Here is a 21832-nt window from a genome sequence, read left to right as displayed (position 1 = left end):
AAGGGCAGGATCTTTTTTCGGAAAGAAAAAAATCTGCAGTTTCTGTTTCAAAATGTTTCGAAAAAAGAAGAAAAAACAGAAACAAAAATGGAGGAAGAAACATGAAAAATACAAAGGTTTATGTTGATTTTATAACAGAGAAACTGAAAAAACTGCTCTCCATCGACAGCCCGACCGGCTACACGAAAGATGCCATTGCATGGCTGAAAGCAGAGTACGAAGCGATGGGCTATGCGCCGGTGATCACCACAAAGGGCGGCCTTCTGGTGCAGCTTGCCAAAGGCTGTGAAGGAAACGGCGGTGTCCTTGTGGAGACACATACCGATACGCTCGGCGGCATGGTAGCGGAAGTGAAAGGAAACGGCCGTCTTCGTCTCACCGCGCTCGGCGGTATGAATCCGAACAATGCGGAGACGGAAAACTGCGTTGTCATCACAAGAGACGGAAAACGGTACGAGGGCTGCTTCCAGATGAACAACCCGTCGATCCATGTCAACGGTTCCTACGACCAGCAGGACCGCACCTACGACAATATGGAGGTCGTTCTGGATGAGATGGTCTTCTCCAAAGAGGAGACAAAAGCGCTCGGCATCGAGACCGGTGATATCGTCTGCTTTGAGACGAGAACCCGCATCACCGAGAAGGGATACATCAAGAGCCGTTTTCTCGATGATAAACTGAGCGTTGCAATCCTGCTCGGCTATGCGAAGTATTTAAAAGAAGAAAATATCACACCGTCCCGTCCGGTTTATCAGCACATCACCGTGTACGAAGAAGTCGGCCACGGCGGATCTGCTTCCGTGCCGGAGGGTGTGACGGATATCCTTTCTGTTGATATGGGCTGTGTCGGCGACGGACTGGAGTGTAAAGAGCATCAGGTATCCATCTGCGTCAAAGACAGCGGCGGCCCTTACAGCTACGATTTTACCGGTGAGCTGATTGCGGCAGCAAAAGCAAACGGAATCGACTATGCGGCGGATGTTTACCCGCACTACGGCTCTGACGTGGAGGCAACGCTCCGCGGCGGCGCAGACGCACGCCATGCCCTGATCGGCGCCGGTGTGTACGCATCCCATGGATATGAGAGAAGCCATGTGGACGGCGTGAAGAATACGCTGGAACTGCTTGCGGCGTATCTGGACAAATAAAAATAAGAACAAGTGAGAGAATTGCATGAGAAAATTAGCATTGCCAGAAGAAGTGCTGCTCCAGATTGAGCAGCCTGCGCGATACATTGGAAATGAATTCAACAGTGTCGTAAAAGACAAAGAGAAAGTAGCCCTGCGCGGCGCATTCCTGTTCCCGGATGTGTATGAGATCGGTATGTCCCACCTTGGCATCCAGATCCTGTACGATATGTTCAACAAACGCGAGGACATGTGGTGCGAGCGAGTTTATTCCCCATGGCCGGATCTGGACCGCGTGATGCGTGAACAGAACATTCCGCTGTTCGGCCTGGAATCCCAGGAGTCGGTGAAAAACGAGGATTTCCTGTTCATCACCCTGCAGTATGAGATGTGTTATACAAACGTTCTGCAGGCGCTCGACCTTGCCGGAATCCCGCTGCATGCGGTGGAGCGTACCGGCGAGGACCCGATCGTCATCGGCGGCGGCCCGTGTACGTACAACCCGGAGCCGATCGCTCCGTTCTTCGACCTGTTTTACATCGGAGAGGGTGAGGTTGTGTACGACCAGCTTTTCGACACGTATCTGGAAAATAAAAAGAACGGCGGAACCCGTCTGGATTTTCTGAAAAAGGCATGCCAGATCCCGGGCATTTACGTACCGCAGTTTTATGAAGTAACGTACCACGAGGACGGAACCGTTGCAGCCTTTACGCCGTCCATCCCGGAAGCGCCGGAAAAGATCAAAAAACAGCTCGTCATGGATATGACCGAGGCAACGTATCCGGAGAAACCGGTCGTGCCGTTTATCAAGGCAACACAGGACCGTGTCGTTCTGGAGATCCAGCGCGGCTGTATCCGCGGCTGCCGTTTCTGCCAGGCGGGTATGGTGTACCGTCCGACAAGAGAGCGCGATGTGGAGAAGTTAAAAGAACTTGCGACCCATATGCTGCGCAATACCGGCCACGATGAGATTTCGTTGAGTTCTTTGAGCTCGAGTGATTACAGCCATCTTCCGGAGCTTGTCAACTATCTGATCGACAGCTGCCCGGAAAAAGGTGTCAATATTTCCCTTCCGTCTCTTCGAATCGACGCATTTTCCCTCGATGTCATGAGCAAGGTACAGGATATCAAAAAGAGCAGCCTGACCTTCGCACCGGAGGCGGGAAGCCAGCGGATGCGGAATGTTATTAATAAAGGTCTGACCGAGGAAGTCATTCTCGACGGAGCCGGAAAAGCGTTTGAGGGCGGCTGGAATAAAGTAAAACTGTATTTCATGCTGGGCCTTCCGACCGAGACCGAGGATGATATCAAAGGAATTGCGCATCTGGCGGAAAAGATCGCAGAGCGTTACTATGAGATTCCGAAAGACCAGAGAAACGGAAAATGCCAGATTACGGCAAGCTCCTCGTTCTTTATTCCGAAGCCGTTCACTCCGTTCCAGTGGGCACCGATGAACACGGAGAGGGAGTTTCTTGACAAAGCGGCGATTGTAAAGGCAGAGGTCCGCGCACAGCTGAATCAGAAGAGCATCCGTTACATTTATCATGAGGCAGATATTTCCCTTCTGGAGGGATTCCTTGCACGCGGTGACCGGAAATGTGCCGAAGTTATTGAAAAAGCGTACAGAAAAGGTGCTATTTTCGATGCCTGGTCCGAGTATTTCCGGAAAGATGCCTGGGAAGAAGCGTTTGCAGAGACCGGCATTGACGTTTCGTTCTATGCCTGCCGTAAGCGCAGCACCGATGAGATCCTTCCGTGGGATTTCCTTGATATCGGCGTGACGAAAAAATTCCTGATCCGCGAATGGGAGCGGGCACAGCAGGAAACCGTTACCCCGAACTGTAAGATGCAGTGTTCCGGCTGCGGAGCAAAATCATTCGGAGGAGGTGTCTGCTATGAAAATCAGAATTAAGTTTGCCAAAACAGGTGTGATGAAATTTGTGGGTCATCTGGATGTGATGCGTTACTTCCAGAAAGCAATCCGCCGTGCGGAACTTCCGATCGCTTATTCCGAGGGCTTCAGCCCGCACATGCTGCTGTCGTTTGCTTCTCCGCTCGGTGTCGGCATCAGCAGCACCGGTGAATATTTCGATATGGTGCTCGCGGAAGATATGAAAACCGACGAGATTGTAAAACGTCTGAATGCGACGATGGTTGAGGGAATGGAAGTGCTTTCCGCCCGCCATGTGCCGGATGGAAAAGCAAGCAAGGCAATGTCTCTCGTAGCAGGAGCCGATTATCTCGTGCAGTTCCGCGAGGGAAAAATGCCGGAGATTGATCTGGAAACGAAAGTACCGGTGTTTTTTGCACTTCCGCAGATTGAGATCATGCGAAAGACAAAACGAAGCGAAAAGCTGACCGATATCCGCCCATGGATTTACGATATGAAAGCAAAGAAAAGCGGTGTCTGGATGCAGCTCTCCACCGGAAGTGTTTCGAACCTGAAACCGGAGCTCGTGATGGAAGCGTTCTGCAAATGGTGCGGGGTTGAACTGCCGCCGTTTGCATACACGATTCTGCGCGAGGAAGTTTACGCAGACATCGGAACGGAAGAAGAGCGAAAGCTGGTTCCGCTGGAAGCATTAGGAGAAGAAGTTGAGTAAACGAGTTGTCATTGCCCATCTGCCGTGGGAGGGAAAAGATTACCTGGTACACACGCTGGTGGAAGGAGAAAGACCGGTCGAACTGACGGCCCTCTGCAGGGAGAAGGAAACGCTGCTTGGCAATATCTATGTCGGCCGGGTGGAAAAACTGGCGCCCGGGATCCGCGGGGCATTTGTCTCGTTTGCGGAGCAGCAGAGCTGTTTTCTTGATCTGTCCCGTGTAAAAGAAGGGTATCTTCTGAAAAAAGCACCGGGAACGGAACTGCATGTCGGAGATGAAATTGTCGTGCAGATCCAGCGGGAAGCGCAGAAAACGAAGCTTCCGTCGGCGACAGCAGAACTTTCTCTTTCGGGAAGTGCCCTGGCGCTCTATTATGGAAAGCCGGAAATCTCATGCTCGGGACGCCTTCTGCCGGAGCAGAAAAAACGGTTAAAAGAACTGGGAAGCCGGATGTTTCCAGAGCTTTCCGGCGGAAGCCTTCCGTTTGGCGTGATCTTCCGCACCGCATCCGCTGATGCTTCGGAAGAAGAGATCCGGCAGGAATATCTCGAGCTGTCCGAAAAACTCGCGCGGATTGTCCAGTATGGAACGATGCGGAGCCTGTACTCCTGCCTGTATCGGGCGTCAGATGCCGTGCCGGAGCTCGTCAAACGGTATGCACCGTCAGTTTCAGAACTTGTGACAGATGACAGAGAAACGTATGAGATCTGCAGAGAATATCTGGAGCGCCATGATTTTCACGACTGCCGCCTGACCTGGTATGAGGATCAGCTTACCACACTGACAAAGAAAGAAAATCTCGAAAATCACGTAAAACAGGCACTCGACAAACGTGTGGATCTGCCTTCCGGCGGATTCCTCGTGATCGAACCGACCGAAGCGCTGACCGCGATCGATGTGAACAGCGGAAAGCAGCTCGGCGGACGGAAAAATACGTTTCTGTACAGCGTAAACCAGGAGGCAGCCCGCGAAATCGCCCGCCAGATCCGCCTGCGCGGGATTTCCGGTCTGATCCTGGTTGACTTTATCAACATGCCGGAAAAAGAGCAGGAGGAGCGCCTTCTCGGCTTCCTGCAGGGTCTTGTGCGGGAAGATCCCGTCCAGACCAAAGTTGTGGATATGACGGCGCTTCATCTCGTGGAACTGACGAGAAAGAAAATCCGCCGGCCGCTGGCAGAACAGATGAAATGACGGTGACCTTACAAAGGAGGAATGAATATGGAACCACAAAAGAAACCGATTCACCTCAATGAAAATGATACCCCATATCTTTACGAACCCTTTCGAAACCAGATGCCGGCAAAACGGCCGCATCCGGCGGAAAAAGAAAAGATACTGAAACCATGGCAGGGCCTGCTGGTGTTTGCCTTTCTGATGGTTCTTTTTAATCTCGCCGGAATCCCGCTGGTTCTTGCAGGCGGGATGTATGGAAATGCGCTGGACGAGATCATTGTATTCCTGATCGGATCCATTCTCGTCGTACGGGCACTTCATATTCCGTTAAAAGAAGTGTTCCCATTAAAAAAGCCGGATGGAGCCGGAATCCTCGGAACCATTCTGATGTGGTATGTGACGTACCGCGGTGTGCTTGCCCTTTTCCTTCTGATGGAATGGATTTTCCCGCAGGAATACGCAAGCCTCTCGGAATCCATGGACAGCAGTATGGCGGGCCTTTCCTATTTCGGCGAGCTGCTTGTCGTTGCGCTGACACCGGCCATCTGTGAAGAAGCACTGCACCGCGGTCTTCTGCAGTACAGCCTGCGCGGAATCAAAAAGAAATGGGTGATGCTGCTTCTGATGGGCGTTTATTTTGGCGCTTTCCACATGAGCATCGTCCGTTTTCTTCCGATGATGATGATGGGAATCGTTCTCTCGTATGTTCGGATGAAGACCGACAACATGTTTTACAGCTCGCTGTTTCATTTCGTCCATAACGCATCGACGATTGTGGCGAGCATTGCGGCAAGCTTCCTCTATATGTTCTCGCAGGGGAACGCAGCAGCAGGCAGCGGATACGCAACGGAAACGTACATCGGCATGTATCTGATCGAAGCGGCGCTGATGCCGATCGGTCTTTATATGGGAAGCCGTCTTCTGATGTACCAGCAGACAAAAAGCGAAGGATTTTTCCCGAAGGAGAGAAGAAAAAAGACCATTGCAAAAATCGTAATTCCGACCATTCTGCTGATCCTTGGCGGACTGTTTTTTCTTGGTATTGGTATGATGTAAAAAGAATCAAAAGCAGTTTGAGCAATTTTGCAGAAATGTCCAAGCCGGGTAGAAAACAGGTACGATTTATGATAGAATAACAGCAAATCAAGCGTTACACGATATTACAGAAAGGAAAAGCTGTTTCTCTAAAAAGAGACAGCAGGAATAAGAACTATGGCAAGAACAGCTATTGCTACCGACAGCAACAGCGGTATTACACAGAGTCAGGCGAAAGAGCTGGGCGTTTTTGTCCTTCCGATGCCTTTCTTCATGCGCGGAAAAATCCAGTTTGAGGATATCGACCTGATACAGGAACAGTTTTACGAGATTCTGGCAGAGGATGCGGCTGTTTCCACATCTCAGCCGTCTCCGGGAGATCTGATGGATTTCTGGAACAAAATTCTCGAAGAGTACGATGACATTGTTTACATTCCGATGTCAAGCGGCCTTTCCACCTCCTGTGATACAGCGACCGTGCTGTCCGAGGACTATGAAGGAAAAGTGCAGGTTGTCAACAACCAGAGAATCTCCGTTACGCAGCAGCAGTCTGTTCTGGATGCAAAGAAAATGGCAAACCGCGGCGTGGCAGCAAAAGACATCAAAGCAATTCTGGAAGAGGATGCGCTGGATGCAAGTATCTATATTATGGTAGATACGTTAAAATACCTGAAAAAAGGCGGCCGCGTTACGCCGGCAGCAGCCATGATCGGAACCGTTTTAAATATCAAACCGGTGCTGACGATCCAGGGAGAGAAGCTTGACGCGTTTGAAAAAGCGCGCGGTGTGAAACAGGCAAAGAAAGCCATGATCAAGGCTATGAAAAAAGATATGGACAAACGCTTCGCAAAAGAGCGTGCAGCCGGCATCATGGGACTTCACATTGCCTATACCGCAAACGACAAAGAAGTAATCGATGGATGGATTGTCGAAGTAAAAGAAGCCTTCCCGGATTTTGAAGTCGATGCGCATCCACTGTCCTTAAGCGTTGCCTGCCACATCGGACCTGGCGCACTGGCAATTGCATGTGAAAAAAAATCTGCAATTTCCTGAAAAATACTATTGACAAACAGCAGACGTGATGATATATTGTAGAAGTATGCCGCACAGAGAGGTAAAAGAGTCGAAAGACCACCGAATCTGGCGAGTAATTGATAGGGAGGTGCCATATGTACGCAATTATTGCAACAGGTGGTAAACAGTACAAGGTAGCTGAAGGCGATGTTATCCGAGTAGAGAAACTTGGCGTTGAAGCTGGAGAAACCGTAACTTTTGATCAGGTACTTGCAGTAAGCAATGACGGACTGAAAGTTGGCGAGGACGTTAAAAATGCATCCGTAACCGCATCTGTAGTTGGAAACGGTAAAGGCAAAAAAGTTATCGTTTACAAGTATAAGAGAAAAACTGGTTATCATAAGAAAAACGGTCACAGACAGCAGTACACTGAAGTGAAGATTGAAAAAATCAACGCTTAAGTCTTATGATTTGTATAACCGTAACAGAGTCTGACGGCGAGTACATCTCCGTGGAGTCAAACGGTCATGCAGGCTATGCAGAGGAAGGGCAGGATATCATCTGTGCCGCTGTCTCCGCATTGATTGTAAACACCGTAAATTCCGTGGAAACATTGACAGAGGATCTGATTATAAGTGAGGCTGGAGATGGATACGTGTATTTTTCATTCCCGAATGGGTATTCTGAAAGTACCGCACTTCTTGTAAAATCACTTTTGCTGGGCCTCGAAAGTATCCGCCGCGATTATGGAGCACAATACTTAGAGATCGCATTCAAGGAGGTGTAATACCATGTTAAATATGAACCTTCAGATTTTCGCTCATAAAAAAGGAGTTGGTTCTACCAAGAACGGTAGAGATTCCGAGTCCAAGAGATTAGGAGCAAAAAGAGCTGACGGACAGGTTGTAAAGGCTGGAAACATTCTTTACAGACAGCGTGGAACCAAGATTCATCCAGGCGTGAACGTAGGAATCGGAAAAGACGATACCTTATTCGCTATGGTTGACGGACGCGTAGCTTTCGAAAGAAAAGGACGTGACAAAAAACAGGTTTCCGTATATCCGGTAGCAACAGAAGAGTAAGACAAAGGTGCGGCTTCAAATCTTAAGAGGTTTGAAGCCGTTTTTGTTAATAATAATTAAAGGTCCAGCAGACCGATTGGGATTTAGATAAAACAAGACAGGAGAATACCATGTTTGCAGACAGAGCAAAAATTCTGATCCGCTCCGGTAAGGGCGGAGACGGACATGTCAGTTTCCGCAGAGAGCTTTTTGTACCGAACGGCGGGCCGGACGGCGGCGATGGCGGCAAAGGCGGAGACGTTATTTTTGAAGTTGACGAAGGACTGAATACACTGGTTGATTACCGCCACAGAAGAAAGTTTTCTGCTACCGACGGCGAGCCGGGCGGAAAACGCAGATGCCATGGCGGAAACGGCGCAGATATTGTCCTGAAAGTACCGGAAGGAACCGTCATTATGGACGCTGCGAGCGGAAAAGTCATCGCAGATATGTCCGGTGAAAACCGCCGTCAGGTTGTATTAAAAGGCGGAAAAGGTGGAAACGGAAATATGCATTACGCAACCGCTACCATGCAGGTTCCGAAATACGCCCAGCCAGGCCAGCCGGCACAGGAGCTGGAAGTAAGAATGGAACTGAAAGTCATCGCGGACGTCGGACTCGTCGGTTTCCCGAACGTTGGAAAATCGACCCTGCTTTCCCGCGTGACAAATGCAGAACCGAAAATTGCAAATTATCACTTTACCACACTTTCCCCGAACCTCGGTGTCGTAGACCTTGAGGGCTGCAGCGGATTTGTTATCGCAGATATCCCGGGACTGATCGAGGGTGCATCGGAAGGAGTCGGCCTCGGCCATGAATTCCTGCGCCACATCGAGAGAACCCGCGTGATGATCCATGTAGTAGACGTTGCATCGACCGAGGGAAGAGATCCGGTGGATGATATCAACAAGATCAACAAAGAGCTCGAAGCCTATAACCCGGAGATCGCAAAACGCCCGCAGATCATCGCGGCCAATAAGACCGATGCGATCTATGTAGAAGAGGGCGAAGAGGATCCGGTGGAACGTCTGAAAAAAGAGTTCGAGCCGAAAGGCATCCCGGTTTATCCGATTTCTGCCGTCAGCGGAAAAGGCTTAAAAGAGCTTTTATATGCCGTACAGAAAAAACTCGATGAGCTTCCGAAAGAGCGTATGGTCTTCGAGCAGGAATTCTTCCCGGAGGATATGCTTCTTGCCGAGAACCTGCCGTACACCGTCGAGCAGGACCCGGAGGACGAGCACCGCTTCATCATCGAGGGACCGAAGATCGAGAAAATGCTCGGCTACACCAATCTGGATTCCGAGAAAGGTTTTGCTTTCTTCCAGCGGTTCTTAAAAGATACCGGTATCTTAGACGAACTCGAGCAGGCCGGCATCCAGGAAGGCGATACCGTCAAGATGTATGGATTTGAATTTGATTATTATAAATAGAACGAATAAATAACGAAGGAGGAGACGTATGACCAGCAAGCAGAGAGCATACCTGAAAGGCCTTGCCATGACCATGGAACCGATCCTGCAGGTAGGAAAAAGCAGCATCACGCCGGAGCATACCGCTGCTGTAGCAGAGGCACTTGAGGCGAGAGAACTAATTAAAATCAATGTACTGCAGAACTGCCTCGATGATCCAAGAGAGATCGCAGAAGTTCTGGCAGAACGCACCAATTCCCAGGTCGTACAGGTGATCGGCAAAAAGATCGTGCTGTACAAAGAGGGCAAAAAAGAGAAAAAGAAAATTCAGCTTCCGAAATAATCCGCAGGAAAGAACCGCCGGGACCGGAGCATACCGCTGCAGTTCCGGCGCTTTTTGAGGAAAACGTATGGAAAAGAAAAACAGAAAAATTGGCATTATGGGAGGCACATTCGATCCCATTCATATCGGTCATCTGATCCTTGGCGAGGCGGCGTACGAGCAGTTCGGGCTTGATGAAGTCTGGTTTCTTCCGGCCGGAAATCCGCCACATAAGCGGAACCGGGCGGGACAGGCAAAGGATGCACAGCGTGTCGAGATGGTGCGCCGTGCCATCGCATCCAATCCGCATTTTGTGCTCTGCACCAAAGAGATGAAAGATGAGGGCTATACCTACAGTTATCGGACGCTTGAGGCGATGCGGAAGGAACATCCGGGCACGGAGTTTTACTTTATCATTGGAGCGGATTCCCTGTTCTATTTTGATGAGTGGAAAAATCCAGAGCGGATCTGCGCCGCGGCAAAGATCCTTGTGGCGACCAGGGATCTGGCAAAAGAGGAAGAGCTTCTGGCCTGTATGGAACGAAATGCAGAAAAACTTCACGGTACCTTTCTGAAACTCGACACACCGAATCTGGATGTTTCTTCCCACGAACTGCGGGAATGGATCCGGGAAGGAAAATCCGTGAAATACTATCTGCCGGATTCTGTGATTTCCTACATTCAGGAGCAGAAAATCTATCAGGATTAGAGGAAGAGCAGGATGGAACAGTACGATTTATGGAAACTGGACAAAAAACTCCAGAAGGAAGTCGATGAAGACCGCTATCATCACACGCTCGGTGTGATGTTTACCGCATCATCCATGGCGATGGTATGGGGCGAGGATCTCGAAAAAGCCCGTGTCGCGGGACTGCTTCACGACTGTGCAAAATGCATTCCGAATAAGAAAAAAATCACCATGTGTGAGAAAAATAAGATTGAAATCACTGAGTTTGAGCGGAACAATCCGTTTTTGATCCATGCCAAGCTCGGTGCATTTCTGGCGAAGGACAAGTATAAGGTGGAAGATCCGGAGATCTTAAGCGCCATCACCTGGCATACGACAGGAAAAGAAGATATGACATTGCTGGAGAAGATCATCTATATCGCAGATTATATCGAGCCGGCACGAAACAAGGCGCCTCATCTTACCCGCCTTCGGAAGCTGGCATTCACCGATATCGACGAATGCATGTATGAAATTTTAAAAGACAGTATGGCGTATCTGTCGGAAAACCCGAAGACGATGGACCCGATGACGGAGCAGGCATATCAGTTCTATGAGGCACTGCACCGGGAACGGACGGCAAAGGAGGAAGTATAAATGAGCGAAGCAAAACAGACTGCAAAACTTGCACTGGAAGCACTGGAAGATAAAAAAGCAATGGATGTCCGCATTCTGGACATTACCCATGTTTCTACCCTGGCAGATTATTTCATGATCGCCAGCGGAAGCAACCGTAACCAGGTGCAGGCAATGGCAGACAACGTGGAGGAGGTACTCGGAAAGGCCGGCGTACATCCAAAACAGATCGAAGGCTATCAGACCGCAAACTGGATTCTGATGGACTACGGCGATGTTGTCATCCACATCTTTGATGAGGAGAACCGCCTGTTCTACGATCTGGAGAGAATTTGGAGAGACGGTAAAGTCGTAGAAAAAGAAGAGATTATGTAAGTTAGGTGGAAAAAGGCGCAGAAAATCCGGAACCGTGCAGAGAAAGGCGGACGGGTTCTCTGCGCCTTTCTGGTGTTTGGAACGCATATGATAAAGAAAAAGGGGAATATCACACGATGAAAAAAATAGAAAGCGGATCGCTTGCTGTGATGCTCGATGAAGAGACGCTGGGACTTAGGATCGAAAAAGACGGCGTTGTCTGGAATACGGATCCGAAAAAGACACCGGAACTGATTTTTGCAGAGGGAACATACCGTTTCCTGGATGCAGAGGAGATTTCCCATGAGGTCTATTCCTTCGGCGTCGGATGCGGCATCCGGAGCCGTTATGCGGGATTTGCGGGAACACCGTATGCCTTCGAGACGATTATCTGGATCGAAGCTGTGGATGAAACATTTTGGATGGAGTGGATTCCGCTCTGCGAGGAGGGACTGCATCCGGTAAAGGTGCTGTGGCCGACGGCAATGGAGTTTACAAACGGGCGCGATGACTGGTATACACTCCTTACCGAGGGACAGGGACTTCTGATTCCGAATACCTGGAAGACGGAACTTGGAAAGCTTTCGTTTGACGGCAGATTTGAGACCTCCGGCGGCTATATGCCGTGGTTTGGCCAGGTGAAGGAAAGATGCGGCTATACAGCGATCTGTACAACACCGTGGAACGTCGGTTATCAGGCAGAGCACCCGGCAGGCGGCCCGTATACCAGCGTGGGGGCATGGCTGGAGCCAAGCCTTGGAACAATGAATTACCGCCGCGTATTCCGTTATACGTTTTTAAATAACTGCGATTATAACGACCTCTGCAAAACATACCGTCAGTATGTACGGGAACAGGGCCATCTGCGCACTTTGAAAGAAAAGGCAGTACAGAATCCGTCCATTCACGATCTTGTGGGAACGTGTTTTGTTCATACGGGAATCAAGACGGTTGTGCAGCCGGAGTCCGGCTTTTTCGATCCGCAGAATCCGGAGAAAAATAACCGCGTAGTGCCGTTTTCCGTGCGCGAACAGCAGATCCGCGAAATTCATGATCTCGGCGTAGAGAAAGTCTATCTTCATCTGGACGGCTGGGCAGAACCGGGGTATGACAACCAGCATCCGGACTACACACCGGCATGCCAAGCGGCCGGCGGATGGGAAGACATGAAATCGCTTGTCGATACGATGCATGATTTCGGCTACAAATTCGGTATTCACGACCAGTACCGCGATTATTACCATGCAGCGCCGAGCTACGATGAAAATTATGCCTGCCGCCTTCCGGATAGAACGATACCGGGACACAGTTACTGGGCGGGCGGACCGCAGAGCTATCTCTGTGCAACGCAGGCACCGTTCTATGTGAAACGGAATTTTGCCGAGCTGAAGAAAAACGGAATCCGGCTTGACGGTGCATACCTCGATGTGTTTACGTGCAACGAGGGCGACGAGTGCGCAAATCCGGAGCATGTGATGACGAGAAGAGACTGCTATACGTACCGCGGAAACTGCTTCTCCTGGCTGCTATCACAGGGGATTCTCTCAAGCTCCGAGGAGGTCAGCGACTGGGCCGTTCCGTATCTGGTATTCTGCCATTATGCGCCGTACGACTTTATGCTGCGCCCGGCAGAGACACCGAAAAAAGGAATCCCGGTGCCGCTCTTTAATCTTGTGTATCATGACTGTGTGATCGAGCCGTGGATGATGGACCGTGTTTCAAAAGACGAGGACTATATGCTGTATGCGCTTCTTGCAGGCGGTGCACCGTATCTTGTACGGGACGGCGCATATCCGAATACAGATGGTGCATTTGACGGGGAGAAAATCAGTCTGGAAGAGATGACAGAAAGATGCCGCGTTGTAACGGAGCTGCATGAAAAAACGGCACTCCTGGAACTGGTACGCCACGAGTGTATGACGGTGGACGGAAGCGTACAGAAGAGTGAATTTTCCGATGGAACATATGTTATTTGTGACTTTGCAGAGCAGATATATGAAATCGGATACGGGGCATAAAAGAAAAGCGCCACATGTAGATTTTGTTCTTATAAAAATACAAGATTTTGTGGTTTTCCTTGTATTTTTTCAAGTGCATATCTTGCGCGGAAAGCAGAGATTTGTTATATTATGCATGCGGAGGTGTTCATGCCCGGTGCAAAGAAGATGCCGGAGCGTGACGAAACAAAATAACACCAGAAAGGAACAAAGCAAATGAGAGAATTTGAACAGTGGGATGGCTTTACCGGAAGACTCTGGAAAGAAGGCATCGACGTACGTGACTTTATTCAGAACAACTATACTCCATATGACGGAGATGAGAAATTCCTGGAGGGACCAACAGAGGCTACAGACCGTCTGTGGGGCAAATTACAGGAACTCCAGAAAGAAGAGCGTGCAAAAGGCGGCGTTCTGGATATGGAGACAGACGTTGTAAGCGGAATCACAGCTTACGGCGCAGCATATATCGATGACAGCATGAAAGATCTGGAGCAGGTAGTTGGTCTTCAGACAGACAAACCGCTGAAACGTGCATTTATGCCGTATGGTGGAATTAAAATGGCTGAGCAGTCCTGCGAGACTTACGGCTACAAACCAAGTGAGAAGCTTCATGAAATTTTCACTAAATATCACAAAACACATAACCAGGGTGTATTCGACATCTACACACCAGAGATGATGAAAGCCCGTCATAATAAAATCCTGACCGGTCTGCCGGATACCTATGGCCGTGGCCGTATCGTAGGCGACTACCGTCGTGTTGCTCTGTACGGTATTGATTACCTGATCGAGCGCAAAAAAGCAGACTTCGCTGCAACAAATCGTCAGGGAATGCGTCGTGGTGACTTCCAGTTAAGAGAAGAGATCGCTGACCAGGTCAGAGCACTGCAGGATATGAAAGTTATGGCACAGTCCTATGGCTATGACATTTCCGAGCCGGCTAAGAACGCAAGAGAAGCTGTTCAGTGGCTGTACTTCGGATACCTTGCAGCTATCAAAACTCAGAACGGTGCTGCAATGAGCGTTGGCCGTGTATCTACTTTCCTTGACATCTACATCGAAAGAGATATCGAAAAAGGAATCCTGACCGAGAAAGAGGCTCAGGAGCTGATCGACCATCTGGTAATGAAATTCCGTATGGTTAAATTCGCAAGAATTCCGTCTTACAATCAGCTGTTCTCCGGTGACCCGGTATGGGCTACTCTGGAAGTTGCCGGTATGGGAATCGACGGACGTTCTATCGTTACAAAGAACGATTTCCGTTTCCTGCATACACTGGAAAACATGGGACCGTCCCCAGAGCCGAACCTTACTGTTCTGTACTCTGAGAATCTTCCGGAAGCTTTCAAGAAATATGCAGCTCATATTTCTGTACAGACAAGCTCCATCCAGTATGAGAACGATGATGTAATGCGTCCGGTATGGGGCGATGATTACTCCATCTGCTGCTGTGTATCTGCTACCGAGACCGGTAAGGAGATACAGTTCTTCGGCGCTCGTGCAAACCTTGCAAAATGCCTTCTGTACGCGATCAACGGCGGTAAAGACGAGAAGACAAAACAGCAGGTTGCTCCGGAATATCAGCCGATCACTGCTGAGTATCTGGACTATGATGAGGTTATGAAGAAATACGACGTTATGATGGACTGGCTGGCTCATCTGTACGTTGGAACTCTGAACATGATCCACTACATGCATGACAAATACTACTATGAGGCAGCAGAGATGGCTCTGATCGACACCGATGTAAGACGTACCTTTGCAACCGGTATCGCAGGATTCTCTCACGTAGTAGACTCCTTAAGCGCAATCAAATACGCTAAAGTTAAAGTTATCCGTGACGAAGAAGGAATGGCTGTTGACTTCGAGACAACCGGCGACTTCCCAAGATACGGCAACGACGATGACAGAGCAGACGAGATCGCTGTATGGCTGCTTCGTACCTTCATGGACAAACTGAAATACTGCCATACCTATCGTGATTCTGAGCCGACTACCTCTATCCTTACCATTACTTCCAACGTTGTATATGGTAAAGCAACTGGTTCTCTGCCGGACGGAAGAAAAGCCGGTGAGCCTCTGTCTCCGGGAGCTAACCCGTCTTACGGCGCAGAGAAGAGCGGACTTCTTGCTTCCCTGAACTCTGTAGCAAAACTGCCGTATGAGGACGCTCTGGACGGAATCTCCAACACCCAGACCATCAACCCGGGCGCACTTGGCCACAACGACGAAGAGCGTACCGAGAACCTGGTACACGTTCTGGACGGATACTTCGAGCAGGGTGCACATCACCTGAACGTAAACGTATTCGGAACCGAAAAACTGATCGACGCAATGGAGCACCCGGAGAAACCGGAGTATGCAAACTTCACAATCCGTGTATCCGGCTATGCAGTTAAATTCATCGACCTGACAAAAGAGCAGCAGATGGACGTAATTGCACGTACCTGCCACGATCATATGTAATTTCTGAAAATGTTATTTCTAAAGCCCCCGCGGCCGCAGCAATGCGGCTGTGGGGGCTTTTTGTATATCGCTGCTTGAATTCCAGTAAAATCCACTTGATTTAGAGTACATAAAATGAGAAAATTTATCAGATGCAGAACGCTAATTGAAAAACTTTTATCAAGTAATTCATAGCGTAAGTTACGAGTTAATGTTATAATACCAAAGTTAGGATTTCCTAACATAAGAAAAAATGGAGTTTTATTTATGAAAAAGAAAATTGTTGCAGCATTTTGTCTTGCCATGGTGATGACGGTCGGCGGATGTTCCGGTGCGGGGACAGCAGCGCAGCCGGAGAGCAGTGAAAGTCAGACACAGCCGGCGTCTGTTTCGGAGTCTTCGAGCAGTTCTGACGCTTCGGAAGAGAATTCCACGCAGAAATCCGCATCATCCACAGCTTCTTCCGATGCCGCAGATGCATCGAGCAGCCGAGATATTTTTGCGATGGATACGTACATGACGGTCACTGCCTATGGTCCGAATGCAGAAACGGCGGTGGATCAGGCGCAGCAGGAGATTGAGCGGCTGGATGCACTTCTGTCGACCGGAGAGAAGACGAGTGAAGTAGCGCAGATCAATGCAAACGGCGGCGGAACCTTATCGGAGGATACCACCTATCTGCTGGAACGCTCGCTGGATCTGTATGACAGCACAAACGGCGTTTTCGACATCGCAATTTATCCGATCATGGACGCCTGGGGTTTTACAACCGGAAATTATACGATTCCTTCGGATGAGACGATCGAAAGCCTCCTTCCGCTGACCGATGCCAATGATATCCTATACGACAAGGACAGCGCATCCATCAGCTTTGCCAAGGACGGCATGAAAATTGACTTCGGCGGAATCGCAAAGGGCTATACCTCCGGCAGAATCGCCGATATTTACCGGGAATGCGGTGTGACGAGCGGGCTCATCAACCTCGGCGGAAACGTTCAGGTTGTCGGCACGAAAACGGACGGCAGTAAATGGCGCGTTGCCGTGCAGAGTCCGGAGGCAGAGGATGATTATCTCGGCATTCTCTCGACGGCCAACCGGGCGGTTATTACTTCTGGCGGCTATGAGCGGTATTTCGAACAGGACGGCATGAAATATCATCACATCATCGATCCATCGACCGGTCATCCGGCAAATAACGGTCTGGTGTCGGTGACGATCGTAAGTGCTGACGGAACACTGGCGGATGGCCTTTCTACTTCTCTTTTCATCATGGGGAAGGACAAGGCGGCCGAATACTGGCGTGCACACAGCGATGAATTTGACACCATTCTGGAGGATGCGGACGGCGTTCTGTATGTAACCGAAGGAATTGCTGACGATTTCACATCCGATCACGAGACAAACATTATCAGGAAAGACGGTGATACATAACCATGGGAAAATGGAAAAAACTGACAGCATTTGCACCGGCTCTCGCGGCAGTTATCGTAGCAGCCTGTGCCGGTATTTCGCTGAACGGCTACACTGCACCGGTTTACGCCGTAGAGCAGCCGGAGGCACTGGTGACACCGGAGCCGGAACAGGATACCGATGCAGCGGAAAAGAAAGATGATACAAAAAAGAAGGACGATACCAAAAAGACAACCGATACCGAAGCAGAACTTGTCGCAGCCGTCGGTTCCGGCAGCTTTGAGCTGGCGGACGGAACGTACGAAGGAAGCGGAACAGGTTTTGGCGGTACGATTACAGTCTCTGTCGTATTGAAAGACAAAACGATTCAGTCGATCTCGATTGTAAGCGCTCCCGGCGAGGACGCAGCTTTCCTGAACCGTGCGAAGGGAGTTATCGACCGTATCATCGCATCCCAGAGTGTGGATGTGGACACGGTTTCCGGTGCAACTTTCAGTTCAAAAGGTATCCTTGCAGCCGTGAAAAATGCACTGACCGGTCAGGAGGACACTTCAGAACCGGCATCCGCATCAGGAGCGGCAGGCGGCGGAGCCTCTGCCGGCGGAACCGTTACAGTATCTAAAATCGAAGAACCGGCTGCCTACCGGGATGGAACGTATTACGGAACCGGAACAGGATTTGGCGGCACAATGAAAGTCTGCGTTGTTGTCAGCGGCGGAAAAATTGCTTCGATTGATATTGTGGAAAACAGCGATACGCCAAGCTACCTTTCCAGTGCTTCCTCTCTGATTTCGACGATTATCTCAACACAGAGTACGAATGTGGATACGGTCTCCGGCGCGACATACAGCTCCCGCGGTATTATTGAAGCTGTGCGGAGTGCCTTAAGTCAGGCGGCAGTGAACGGGTCTTCCAGTACAAACGGAGGAAGCCAGAGCAATACAAACAACGGAAACAACAGCCAGAATAATAATCAGAACAATAACAATTCGTCTGCATCCAAGGGAAGTTTCCCTTATCAGGACGGAATTTATTACGGCACGGCCGCCGGTTTCCAGGGAGACATCAAAGTGGCGGTAGCCCTGCAGGATCAGACGATCAAAGCGGTACTGATTCTGGAAAACGAAGATGACGAGACATTCTTCAACCGTGCCAAAGTCGTAGCGGACCGCATCGTAGACGGACAGAAAACCGATGTGGATCTCGTATCCGGCGCAACGTACAGCTCCCGCGGCATCCAGAACGCAGTAAAACAGGCGCTGGAAAATGCGAAGAAGGCAACAAACGGCGAGACCGTTCCGGATAACGGAACGAGCAGCGGCGGAACCACAACGATTCCGGAAGGAAAATTCCCATACGAGGAAGGCATTTACTACGGAACCGGCGAGGGCTATCTGGGAGACATTACAACGGCAGTTGTCATTCAGGATGAGACGATCAAGGCAATTCTCGTGACCGAGAGTGAAGATGACGAAGCATTCTTAAAACGCGCAAAACAGACAGCAAAGGACGTTGTGAAAAACCAGACACTGGAAGTTGACACCGTTTCCGGCGCAACCTACAGCTCCAGGGGAATTCTTGCGGCAATCGAGGAAGCTTTAAAAGAGGCAGAACGCGTAACTGAGGAAAAGAAAAATCCAACCCCGACACCGACGGAAACACCAACCCCGACCGAAATCCCGGAGCCAACTGAGACGCCAACACCAACCCCGACGGAAACTCCGGAACAAAAGATCTATCAGGACGGCGAATACACAGCGATTGCCGTCTGCGAGCCGGATGAAGATGAAGATTTTACCGCTTATCAGCTTTCTGTGACGGTAACAATTGAAAACGATAAAATCGTAGCGTTAAGCAACATCACCGGTGACGGAGACAGTCAGAATGCCTCCTACATCCGCCGCGCATCCGAAGGAACCTCCAAAATCAAAGGCGTTTCCGCTCAGATTCTGGAAACCGGAACGCTTGAAAACATCGACACCGTTTCCCGTGCAACCTGCTCCTCAAAAGCCATTCTTGAGGCATGCCGGAATGCGCTGGATGCTGCGAAAGTAACGCAATAAAGGGGAAAACAGATGAGACAATTGATTGTTCGTTTTTTGAATGTCGCTGTCATTGCTGCTGTTCTGATCGGCTACAATACCGTACTCGATAAAAGAGACAAAGAGGATCAGATCGCGCGGCTCTCGGCAGAGCTTGAGACGACCCAGCTTCAGAAGGAAAATCTGCAGGCCGCAGCAGCTGCATCCAACACGGCGGATACGGCCGCAAGTGAAGCAGCAGAAGCAGAAGGGCAGTACGTGGACGGTACGTATGACGGTGAAGCTGACGGCTTCGGCGGCACCATTGCAGTTGAAGTAACCGTAGAGGGCGGCCAGATTACCGATCTTGCCATCACATCCGCCGACGGCGAGGACAGTGCGTATCTGTCAAACGCGGAGGCGATCATTCCAAAGATTATTGAGGCACAGTCCGCCGATGTTGATACGATCAGCGGAGCAACATTCAGCTCCACCGGTATCAGAAATGCGGCGCAGGAAGCAATAGAAAAGGCGGAGAAATAACATGAAAAATTTAGATCTATCCACATTACCGGCAAAGAAGAGAAAACAGATCGTTTCCTGCCTGCGTGCCGGAATCCAGCTTTTATATTTCCTGTTTCTTCCGTCAGTATTTACCGCTGCATTTAACGGAGTGAAATACATTTTTACGCAGCTTGGACAGGGTGAAAAAATTGAGATGACCGCGTTTGTGTCGGCTCTGCTTCTTGTCTGTGCATTTACGATTGTTTTCGGCAGATTTTTCTGCGGTTTTGCATGCGCTTTTGGAAGTCTGGGGGATGCAATGCACGCAATTTATGGTATAATCTGTAAGAAACGTAAAAAGAAGCCCAGATGCATCAAACCGGAGCTGGCAAAAAAACTGGCGCTGGTCAAATACGGCATTCTGCTTCTGATTGCTCTTTGCTGCTTTGCAGGAGTTTATCAGAAAGCAAGAGGAACAAGCCCGTGGGATGTCTTTTCCATGCTGCATGCGGGAAATTTCCGACTTTCCTCTTATATTCCAGGCATTGTTCTTCTGGTGCTGATCCTGGTCGGCATGTTCTTTGAGGAGCGCTTTTTCTGCCGTTTCCTGTGCCCAATGGGAGCTGTCTTTTCTCTGCTTCCGATCCTGCCGTTCTTTACTCTGCACCGGAAACGCGAAAACTGCATCCGCGGCTGCAGCGCCTGCACGAGACAGTGCCCGTCAGCGGTGGAACTGCCATCCGATGGATACGTGGAGATCTCCGGCGACTGTTTCCAGTGCCAGAAATGTATTGATACGTGTCCGAAAGGTAATATCCGCTGCGGGGTAAAGGAATTTCACGGAAATGAAATCCTCTTTACGCTGTTCCGTGCTGTATTCCTGCTGACACTGCTGTTATGGGCTGGCATCTGATTCAGAATAAGGAAAACTATATGAAGAAAAAAGATCTGATTCTGGCAGGCGCCGTTCTGCTCTTGGCTGGAATCCTTGCCCTGGCACTTCGGCTGCCGAAAACGGAAAATGGAAATACCATGAAAGTCACGGTGGACGGCGAGGTCTACGGAACGTATTCACTCGCAGAAAATCAGACCGTGAAAATTCAGACGGGTCACGGAACGAATGTCCTGGTGATCGAAAACGGAAGTGCCCATATGGAAGAAGCTGACTGCCCGGACGGCTACTGCAAAAGACAGGGTACGATTTCCCAGGTAAATGAGACGATCGTGTGCCTGCCGCATAAGCTGGTTGCGGAGGTAGAAAGTGACGGATCCACAACGGACGACGCCGACGATGCGCCGGATGTGATTGTAAAATAATACCAGCTTAGAAGAAAGGAATTGGAATTTATGAGAGACAGCCGCACTGCAAGCAGAAAAATTGCCTTATGCGCCATGCTGATGGCACTTGCCATGATCTTCAGTTATGTGGAGGTACTGATCCCGATCAACCTCGGTGTTCCTGGAATCAAACTCGGCATTGCCAATCTGGTTGTAGTCGTCGGCCTCTTTTTCCTTCCGGCAGGGGAAGTCCTGATGATTTCCGTCGCCCGCATTCTTCTGATGGGGTATCTGTTCGGAAATGGAATGTCCATCCTTTACAGCCTTGCCGGCGGGCTTTTGAGCTTTCTTGTGATGCTTCTGCTGAAACACATCAAGGGCTTTAGTATCACCGGCGTAAGTATTGCAGGAGGCGTGACGCACAATGTCGCGCAGATCTGCGTGGCGGCTCTCGTGGTGCAGAACCGCAAACTGTTCTATTATCTGCCGGCGCTTCTCGTGGCCGGAGTCATCACCGGAATGCTGATCGGAATCCTTTCGGACCGCATTCTTTCTGCGGTAAAACGCGATGGACGAAAGAGTTCTTCGCGGTGAAAACTCCATATCTACGGAATTTTTTCTGTGTGGGAACGAAAATCATCCCACAAACTTCACAGTATCGGATCATTAAATAGTAAAAATACTCAATAAGCAGAATCTGTGCCTCTTTTGAGAAAAAATAATCAGTTAAGAGTTAGACAAAACGATCAAAAATTAGTAGAATAATCTACGG

General features: G+C 49.8%; 22 protein-coding genes. All 22 read left to right on the top strand.

Translation table 11 applies throughout. The features are described from left to right. Window positions 1–101 precede the first annotated feature (101 nt). The 22 genes from PGS38_RS06615 to PGS38_RS06510 all read left to right on the top strand — a co-directional run bounded on the left by PGS38_RS06615 (window position 102) and on the right by PGS38_RS06510 (window position 21654). Window positions 102–1148 carry a M42 family metallopeptidase gene (locus PGS38_RS06615; protein ID WP_117509152.1) on the top strand — a complete coding sequence of 349 codons (1047 nt, stop codon included), beginning with the start codon at window positions 102–104 and terminating at the stop codon, window positions 1146–1148. A 25-nt stretch (window positions 1149–1173) separates the two neighbouring features. Continuing rightward, entirely contained in the window at window positions 1174–3039 is a 1866-nt protein-coding gene (locus tag PGS38_RS06610) for a TIGR03960 family B12-binding radical SAM protein (RefSeq protein WP_118594425.1), read from the top strand. Beyond that, window positions 3023–3730 carry a TIGR03936 family radical SAM-associated protein gene (locus PGS38_RS06605; RefSeq protein WP_117508951.1) on the top strand — a complete coding sequence of 236 codons (708 nt, stop codon included), beginning with the start codon at window positions 3023–3025 and terminating at the stop codon, window positions 3728–3730. The genes PGS38_RS06610 and PGS38_RS06605 overlap by 17 nt, the downstream gene beginning before the upstream one ends. Continuing rightward, window positions 3723–4922, top strand: coding sequence for a ribonuclease E/G (locus tag PGS38_RS06600; protein WP_118594426.1), 1200 nt, complete (start codon window positions 3723–3725; stop codon window positions 4920–4922). The genes PGS38_RS06605 and PGS38_RS06600 overlap by 8 nt, the downstream gene beginning before the upstream one ends. Window positions 4923–4949: 27 nt before the next feature. Next, the gene (locus PGS38_RS06595) at window positions 4950–5960 is read left to right on the top strand and encodes a type II CAAX endopeptidase family protein (RefSeq protein WP_055267901.1); all 1011 of its coding nucleotides are present in this window, start codon (window positions 4950–4952) and stop codon (window positions 5958–5960) included. Window positions 5961–6116: 156 nt separating this feature from the next. Continuing rightward, window positions 6117–6992, top strand: a complete 876-nt coding sequence (locus PGS38_RS06590; protein WP_119188716.1) for a DegV family protein — start codon at window positions 6117–6119, stop codon at window positions 6990–6992. A 116-nt stretch (window positions 6993–7108) separates the two neighbouring features. Continuing rightward, a complete protein-coding gene (gene rplU / locus PGS38_RS06585; protein WP_022462906.1) occupies window positions 7109–7414 on the top strand; it encodes a 50S ribosomal protein L21 in 306 nt (101 codons plus the stop codon). A 5-nt stretch (window positions 7415–7419) separates the two neighbouring features. Next, entirely contained in the window at window positions 7420–7740 is a 321-nt protein-coding gene (locus PGS38_RS06580; protein ID WP_055228163.1) for a ribosomal-processing cysteine protease Prp, read from the top strand. A gap of 4 nt (window positions 7741–7744) precedes the next feature. Further along, window positions 7745–8035: a 50S ribosomal protein L27 gene (gene rpmA, locus PGS38_RS06575; protein WP_022462904.1), complete on the top strand. Its 291-nt coding sequence runs from the start codon at window positions 7745–7747 to the stop codon at window positions 8033–8035. A 110-nt stretch (window positions 8036–8145) separates the two neighbouring features. Further along, complete coding sequence (gene obgE / locus PGS38_RS06570) at window positions 8146–9444, top strand: GTPase ObgE (RefSeq protein ID WP_022462903.1); 1299 nt, start codon at window positions 8146–8148, stop codon at window positions 9442–9444. 28 nt (window positions 9445–9472) lie between these two features. Beyond that, the gene (yhbY, locus tag PGS38_RS06565) at window positions 9473–9766 is read left to right on the top strand and encodes a ribosome assembly RNA-binding protein YhbY (protein ID WP_022462902.1); all 294 of its coding nucleotides are present in this window, start codon (window positions 9473–9475) and stop codon (window positions 9764–9766) included. A gap of 67 nt (window positions 9767–9833) precedes the next feature. Further along, window positions 9834–10454, top strand: a complete 621-nt coding sequence (gene nadD, locus PGS38_RS06560; RefSeq protein WP_118640606.1) for a nicotinate-nucleotide adenylyltransferase — start codon at window positions 9834–9836, stop codon at window positions 10452–10454. 12 nt (window positions 10455–10466) lie between these two features. After that, window positions 10467–11069, top strand: coding sequence for a bis(5'-nucleosyl)-tetraphosphatase (symmetrical) YqeK (gene yqeK, locus PGS38_RS06555; RefSeq protein ID WP_117801121.1), 603 nt, complete (start codon window positions 10467–10469; stop codon window positions 11067–11069). Beyond that, window positions 11070–11423 (top strand): ribosome silencing factor, encoded by a 354-nt coding sequence (gene rsfS / locus PGS38_RS06550; RefSeq protein ID WP_022462899.1) that lies wholly within the window; start codon window positions 11070–11072, stop codon window positions 11421–11423. A 116-nt stretch (window positions 11424–11539) separates the two neighbouring features. Beyond that, window positions 11540–13420, top strand: coding sequence for a DUF5696 domain-containing protein (locus PGS38_RS06545; RefSeq protein WP_055267920.1), 1881 nt, complete (start codon window positions 11540–11542; stop codon window positions 13418–13420). A 195-nt stretch (window positions 13421–13615) separates the two neighbouring features. Next, a complete protein-coding gene (pflB, locus tag PGS38_RS06540) occupies window positions 13616–15868 on the top strand; it encodes a formate C-acetyltransferase (RefSeq protein ID WP_117508947.1) in 2253 nt (750 codons plus the stop codon). 246 nt (window positions 15869–16114) lie between these two features. Then, window positions 16115–17278, top strand: coding sequence for an FAD:protein FMN transferase (locus tag PGS38_RS06535; RefSeq protein ID WP_117804979.1), 1164 nt, complete (start codon window positions 16115–16117; stop codon window positions 17276–17278). Between the two features lie 2 nt (window positions 17279–17280). Further along, complete coding sequence (locus PGS38_RS06530; RefSeq protein ID WP_117761495.1) at window positions 17281–19320, top strand: FMN-binding protein; 2040 nt, start codon at window positions 17281–17283, stop codon at window positions 19318–19320. Window positions 19321–19332: 12 nt separating this feature from the next. After that, the gene (locus PGS38_RS06525) at window positions 19333–19821 is read left to right on the top strand and encodes an FMN-binding protein (RefSeq protein ID WP_055228158.1); all 489 of its coding nucleotides are present in this window, start codon (window positions 19333–19335) and stop codon (window positions 19819–19821) included. Between the two features lies 1 nt (window position 19822). Next, the gene (locus PGS38_RS06520; protein WP_117761496.1) at window positions 19823–20695 is read left to right on the top strand and encodes a 4Fe-4S binding protein; all 873 of its coding nucleotides are present in this window, start codon (window positions 19823–19825) and stop codon (window positions 20693–20695) included. 20 nt (window positions 20696–20715) lie between these two features. Further along, on the top strand, window positions 20716–21099 hold the full coding sequence (locus tag PGS38_RS06515) for a NusG domain II-containing protein (RefSeq protein WP_117804978.1): 384 nt from the start codon (window positions 20716–20718) through the stop codon (window positions 21097–21099). 30 nt (window positions 21100–21129) lie between these two features. After that, window positions 21130–21654 (top strand): Gx transporter family protein, encoded by a 525-nt coding sequence (locus tag PGS38_RS06510; RefSeq protein WP_055266099.1) that lies wholly within the window; start codon window positions 21130–21132, stop codon window positions 21652–21654. The last annotated feature ends 178 nt before the right edge of the window (window positions 21655–21832 follow it).

Origin of the sequence: Fusicatenibacter saccharivorans (genome assembly GCF_027667425.1) — a bacterium.
Classification (GTDB): Bacteria; Bacillota; Clostridia; order Lachnospirales; family Lachnospiraceae; genus Fusicatenibacter; species Fusicatenibacter saccharivorans.
Note: the sequence above shows the minus strand (reverse complement) of the source record. Positions and strands in the feature narration are given on the sequence as shown.

Excerpts from the sequence above, each read along its gene's own strand:
- yqeK (WP_117801121.1), top strand. The coding sequence starts at position 10,467 with ATGGAACAGTACGATTTATGGAAACTGGACAAAAAACTCCAGAAGGAA.
- rsfS (WP_022462899.1), top strand. The coding sequence starts at position 11,070 with ATGAGCGAAGCAAAACAGACTGCAAAACTTGCACTGGAAGCACTGGAA.
- PGS38_RS06615 (WP_117509152.1), top strand. The coding sequence starts at position 102 with ATGAAAAATACAAAGGTTTATGTTGATTTTATAACAGAGAAACTGAAA.
- PGS38_RS06535 (WP_117804979.1), top strand. The coding sequence starts at position 16,115 with ATGAAAAAGAAAATTGTTGCAGCATTTTGTCTTGCCATGGTGATGACG.
- PGS38_RS06590 (WP_119188716.1), top strand. The coding sequence starts at position 6,117 with ATGGCAAGAACAGCTATTGCTACCGACAGCAACAGCGGTATTACACAG.
- PGS38_RS06515 (WP_117804978.1), top strand. The coding sequence starts at position 20,716 with ATGAAGAAAAAAGATCTGATTCTGGCAGGCGCCGTTCTGCTCTTGGCT.
- rpmA (WP_022462904.1), top strand. The coding sequence starts at position 7,745 with ATGTTAAATATGAACCTTCAGATTTTCGCTCATAAAAAAGGAGTTGGT.
- PGS38_RS06545 (WP_055267920.1), top strand. The coding sequence starts at position 11,540 with ATGAAAAAAATAGAAAGCGGATCGCTTGCTGTGATGCTCGATGAAGAG.
- pflB (WP_117508947.1), top strand. The coding sequence starts at position 13,616 with ATGAGAGAATTTGAACAGTGGGATGGCTTTACCGGAAGACTCTGGAAA.
- rplU (WP_022462906.1), top strand. The coding sequence starts at position 7,109 with ATGTACGCAATTATTGCAACAGGTGGTAAACAGTACAAGGTAGCTGAA.
- nadD (WP_118640606.1), top strand. The coding sequence starts at position 9,834 with ATGGAAAAGAAAAACAGAAAAATTGGCATTATGGGAGGCACATTCGAT.
- PGS38_RS06510 (WP_055266099.1), top strand. The coding sequence starts at position 21,130 with ATGAGAGACAGCCGCACTGCAAGCAGAAAAATTGCCTTATGCGCCATG.
- PGS38_RS06530 (WP_117761495.1), top strand. The coding sequence starts at position 17,281 with ATGGGAAAATGGAAAAAACTGACAGCATTTGCACCGGCTCTCGCGGCA.
- yhbY (WP_022462902.1), top strand. The coding sequence starts at position 9,473 with ATGACCAGCAAGCAGAGAGCATACCTGAAAGGCCTTGCCATGACCATG.
- PGS38_RS06605 (WP_117508951.1), top strand. The coding sequence starts at position 3,023 with ATGAAAATCAGAATTAAGTTTGCCAAAACAGGTGTGATGAAATTTGTG.
- PGS38_RS06520 (WP_117761496.1), top strand. The coding sequence starts at position 19,823 with ATGAAAAATTTAGATCTATCCACATTACCGGCAAAGAAGAGAAAACAG.
- PGS38_RS06610 (WP_118594425.1), top strand. The coding sequence starts at position 1,174 with ATGAGAAAATTAGCATTGCCAGAAGAAGTGCTGCTCCAGATTGAGCAG.
- PGS38_RS06580 (WP_055228163.1), top strand. The coding sequence starts at position 7,420 with ATGATTTGTATAACCGTAACAGAGTCTGACGGCGAGTACATCTCCGTG.
- PGS38_RS06525 (WP_055228158.1), top strand. The coding sequence starts at position 19,333 with ATGAGACAATTGATTGTTCGTTTTTTGAATGTCGCTGTCATTGCTGCT.
- obgE (WP_022462903.1), top strand. The coding sequence starts at position 8,146 with ATGTTTGCAGACAGAGCAAAAATTCTGATCCGCTCCGGTAAGGGCGGA.
- PGS38_RS06595 (WP_055267901.1), top strand. The coding sequence starts at position 4,950 with ATGGAACCACAAAAGAAACCGATTCACCTCAATGAAAATGATACCCCA.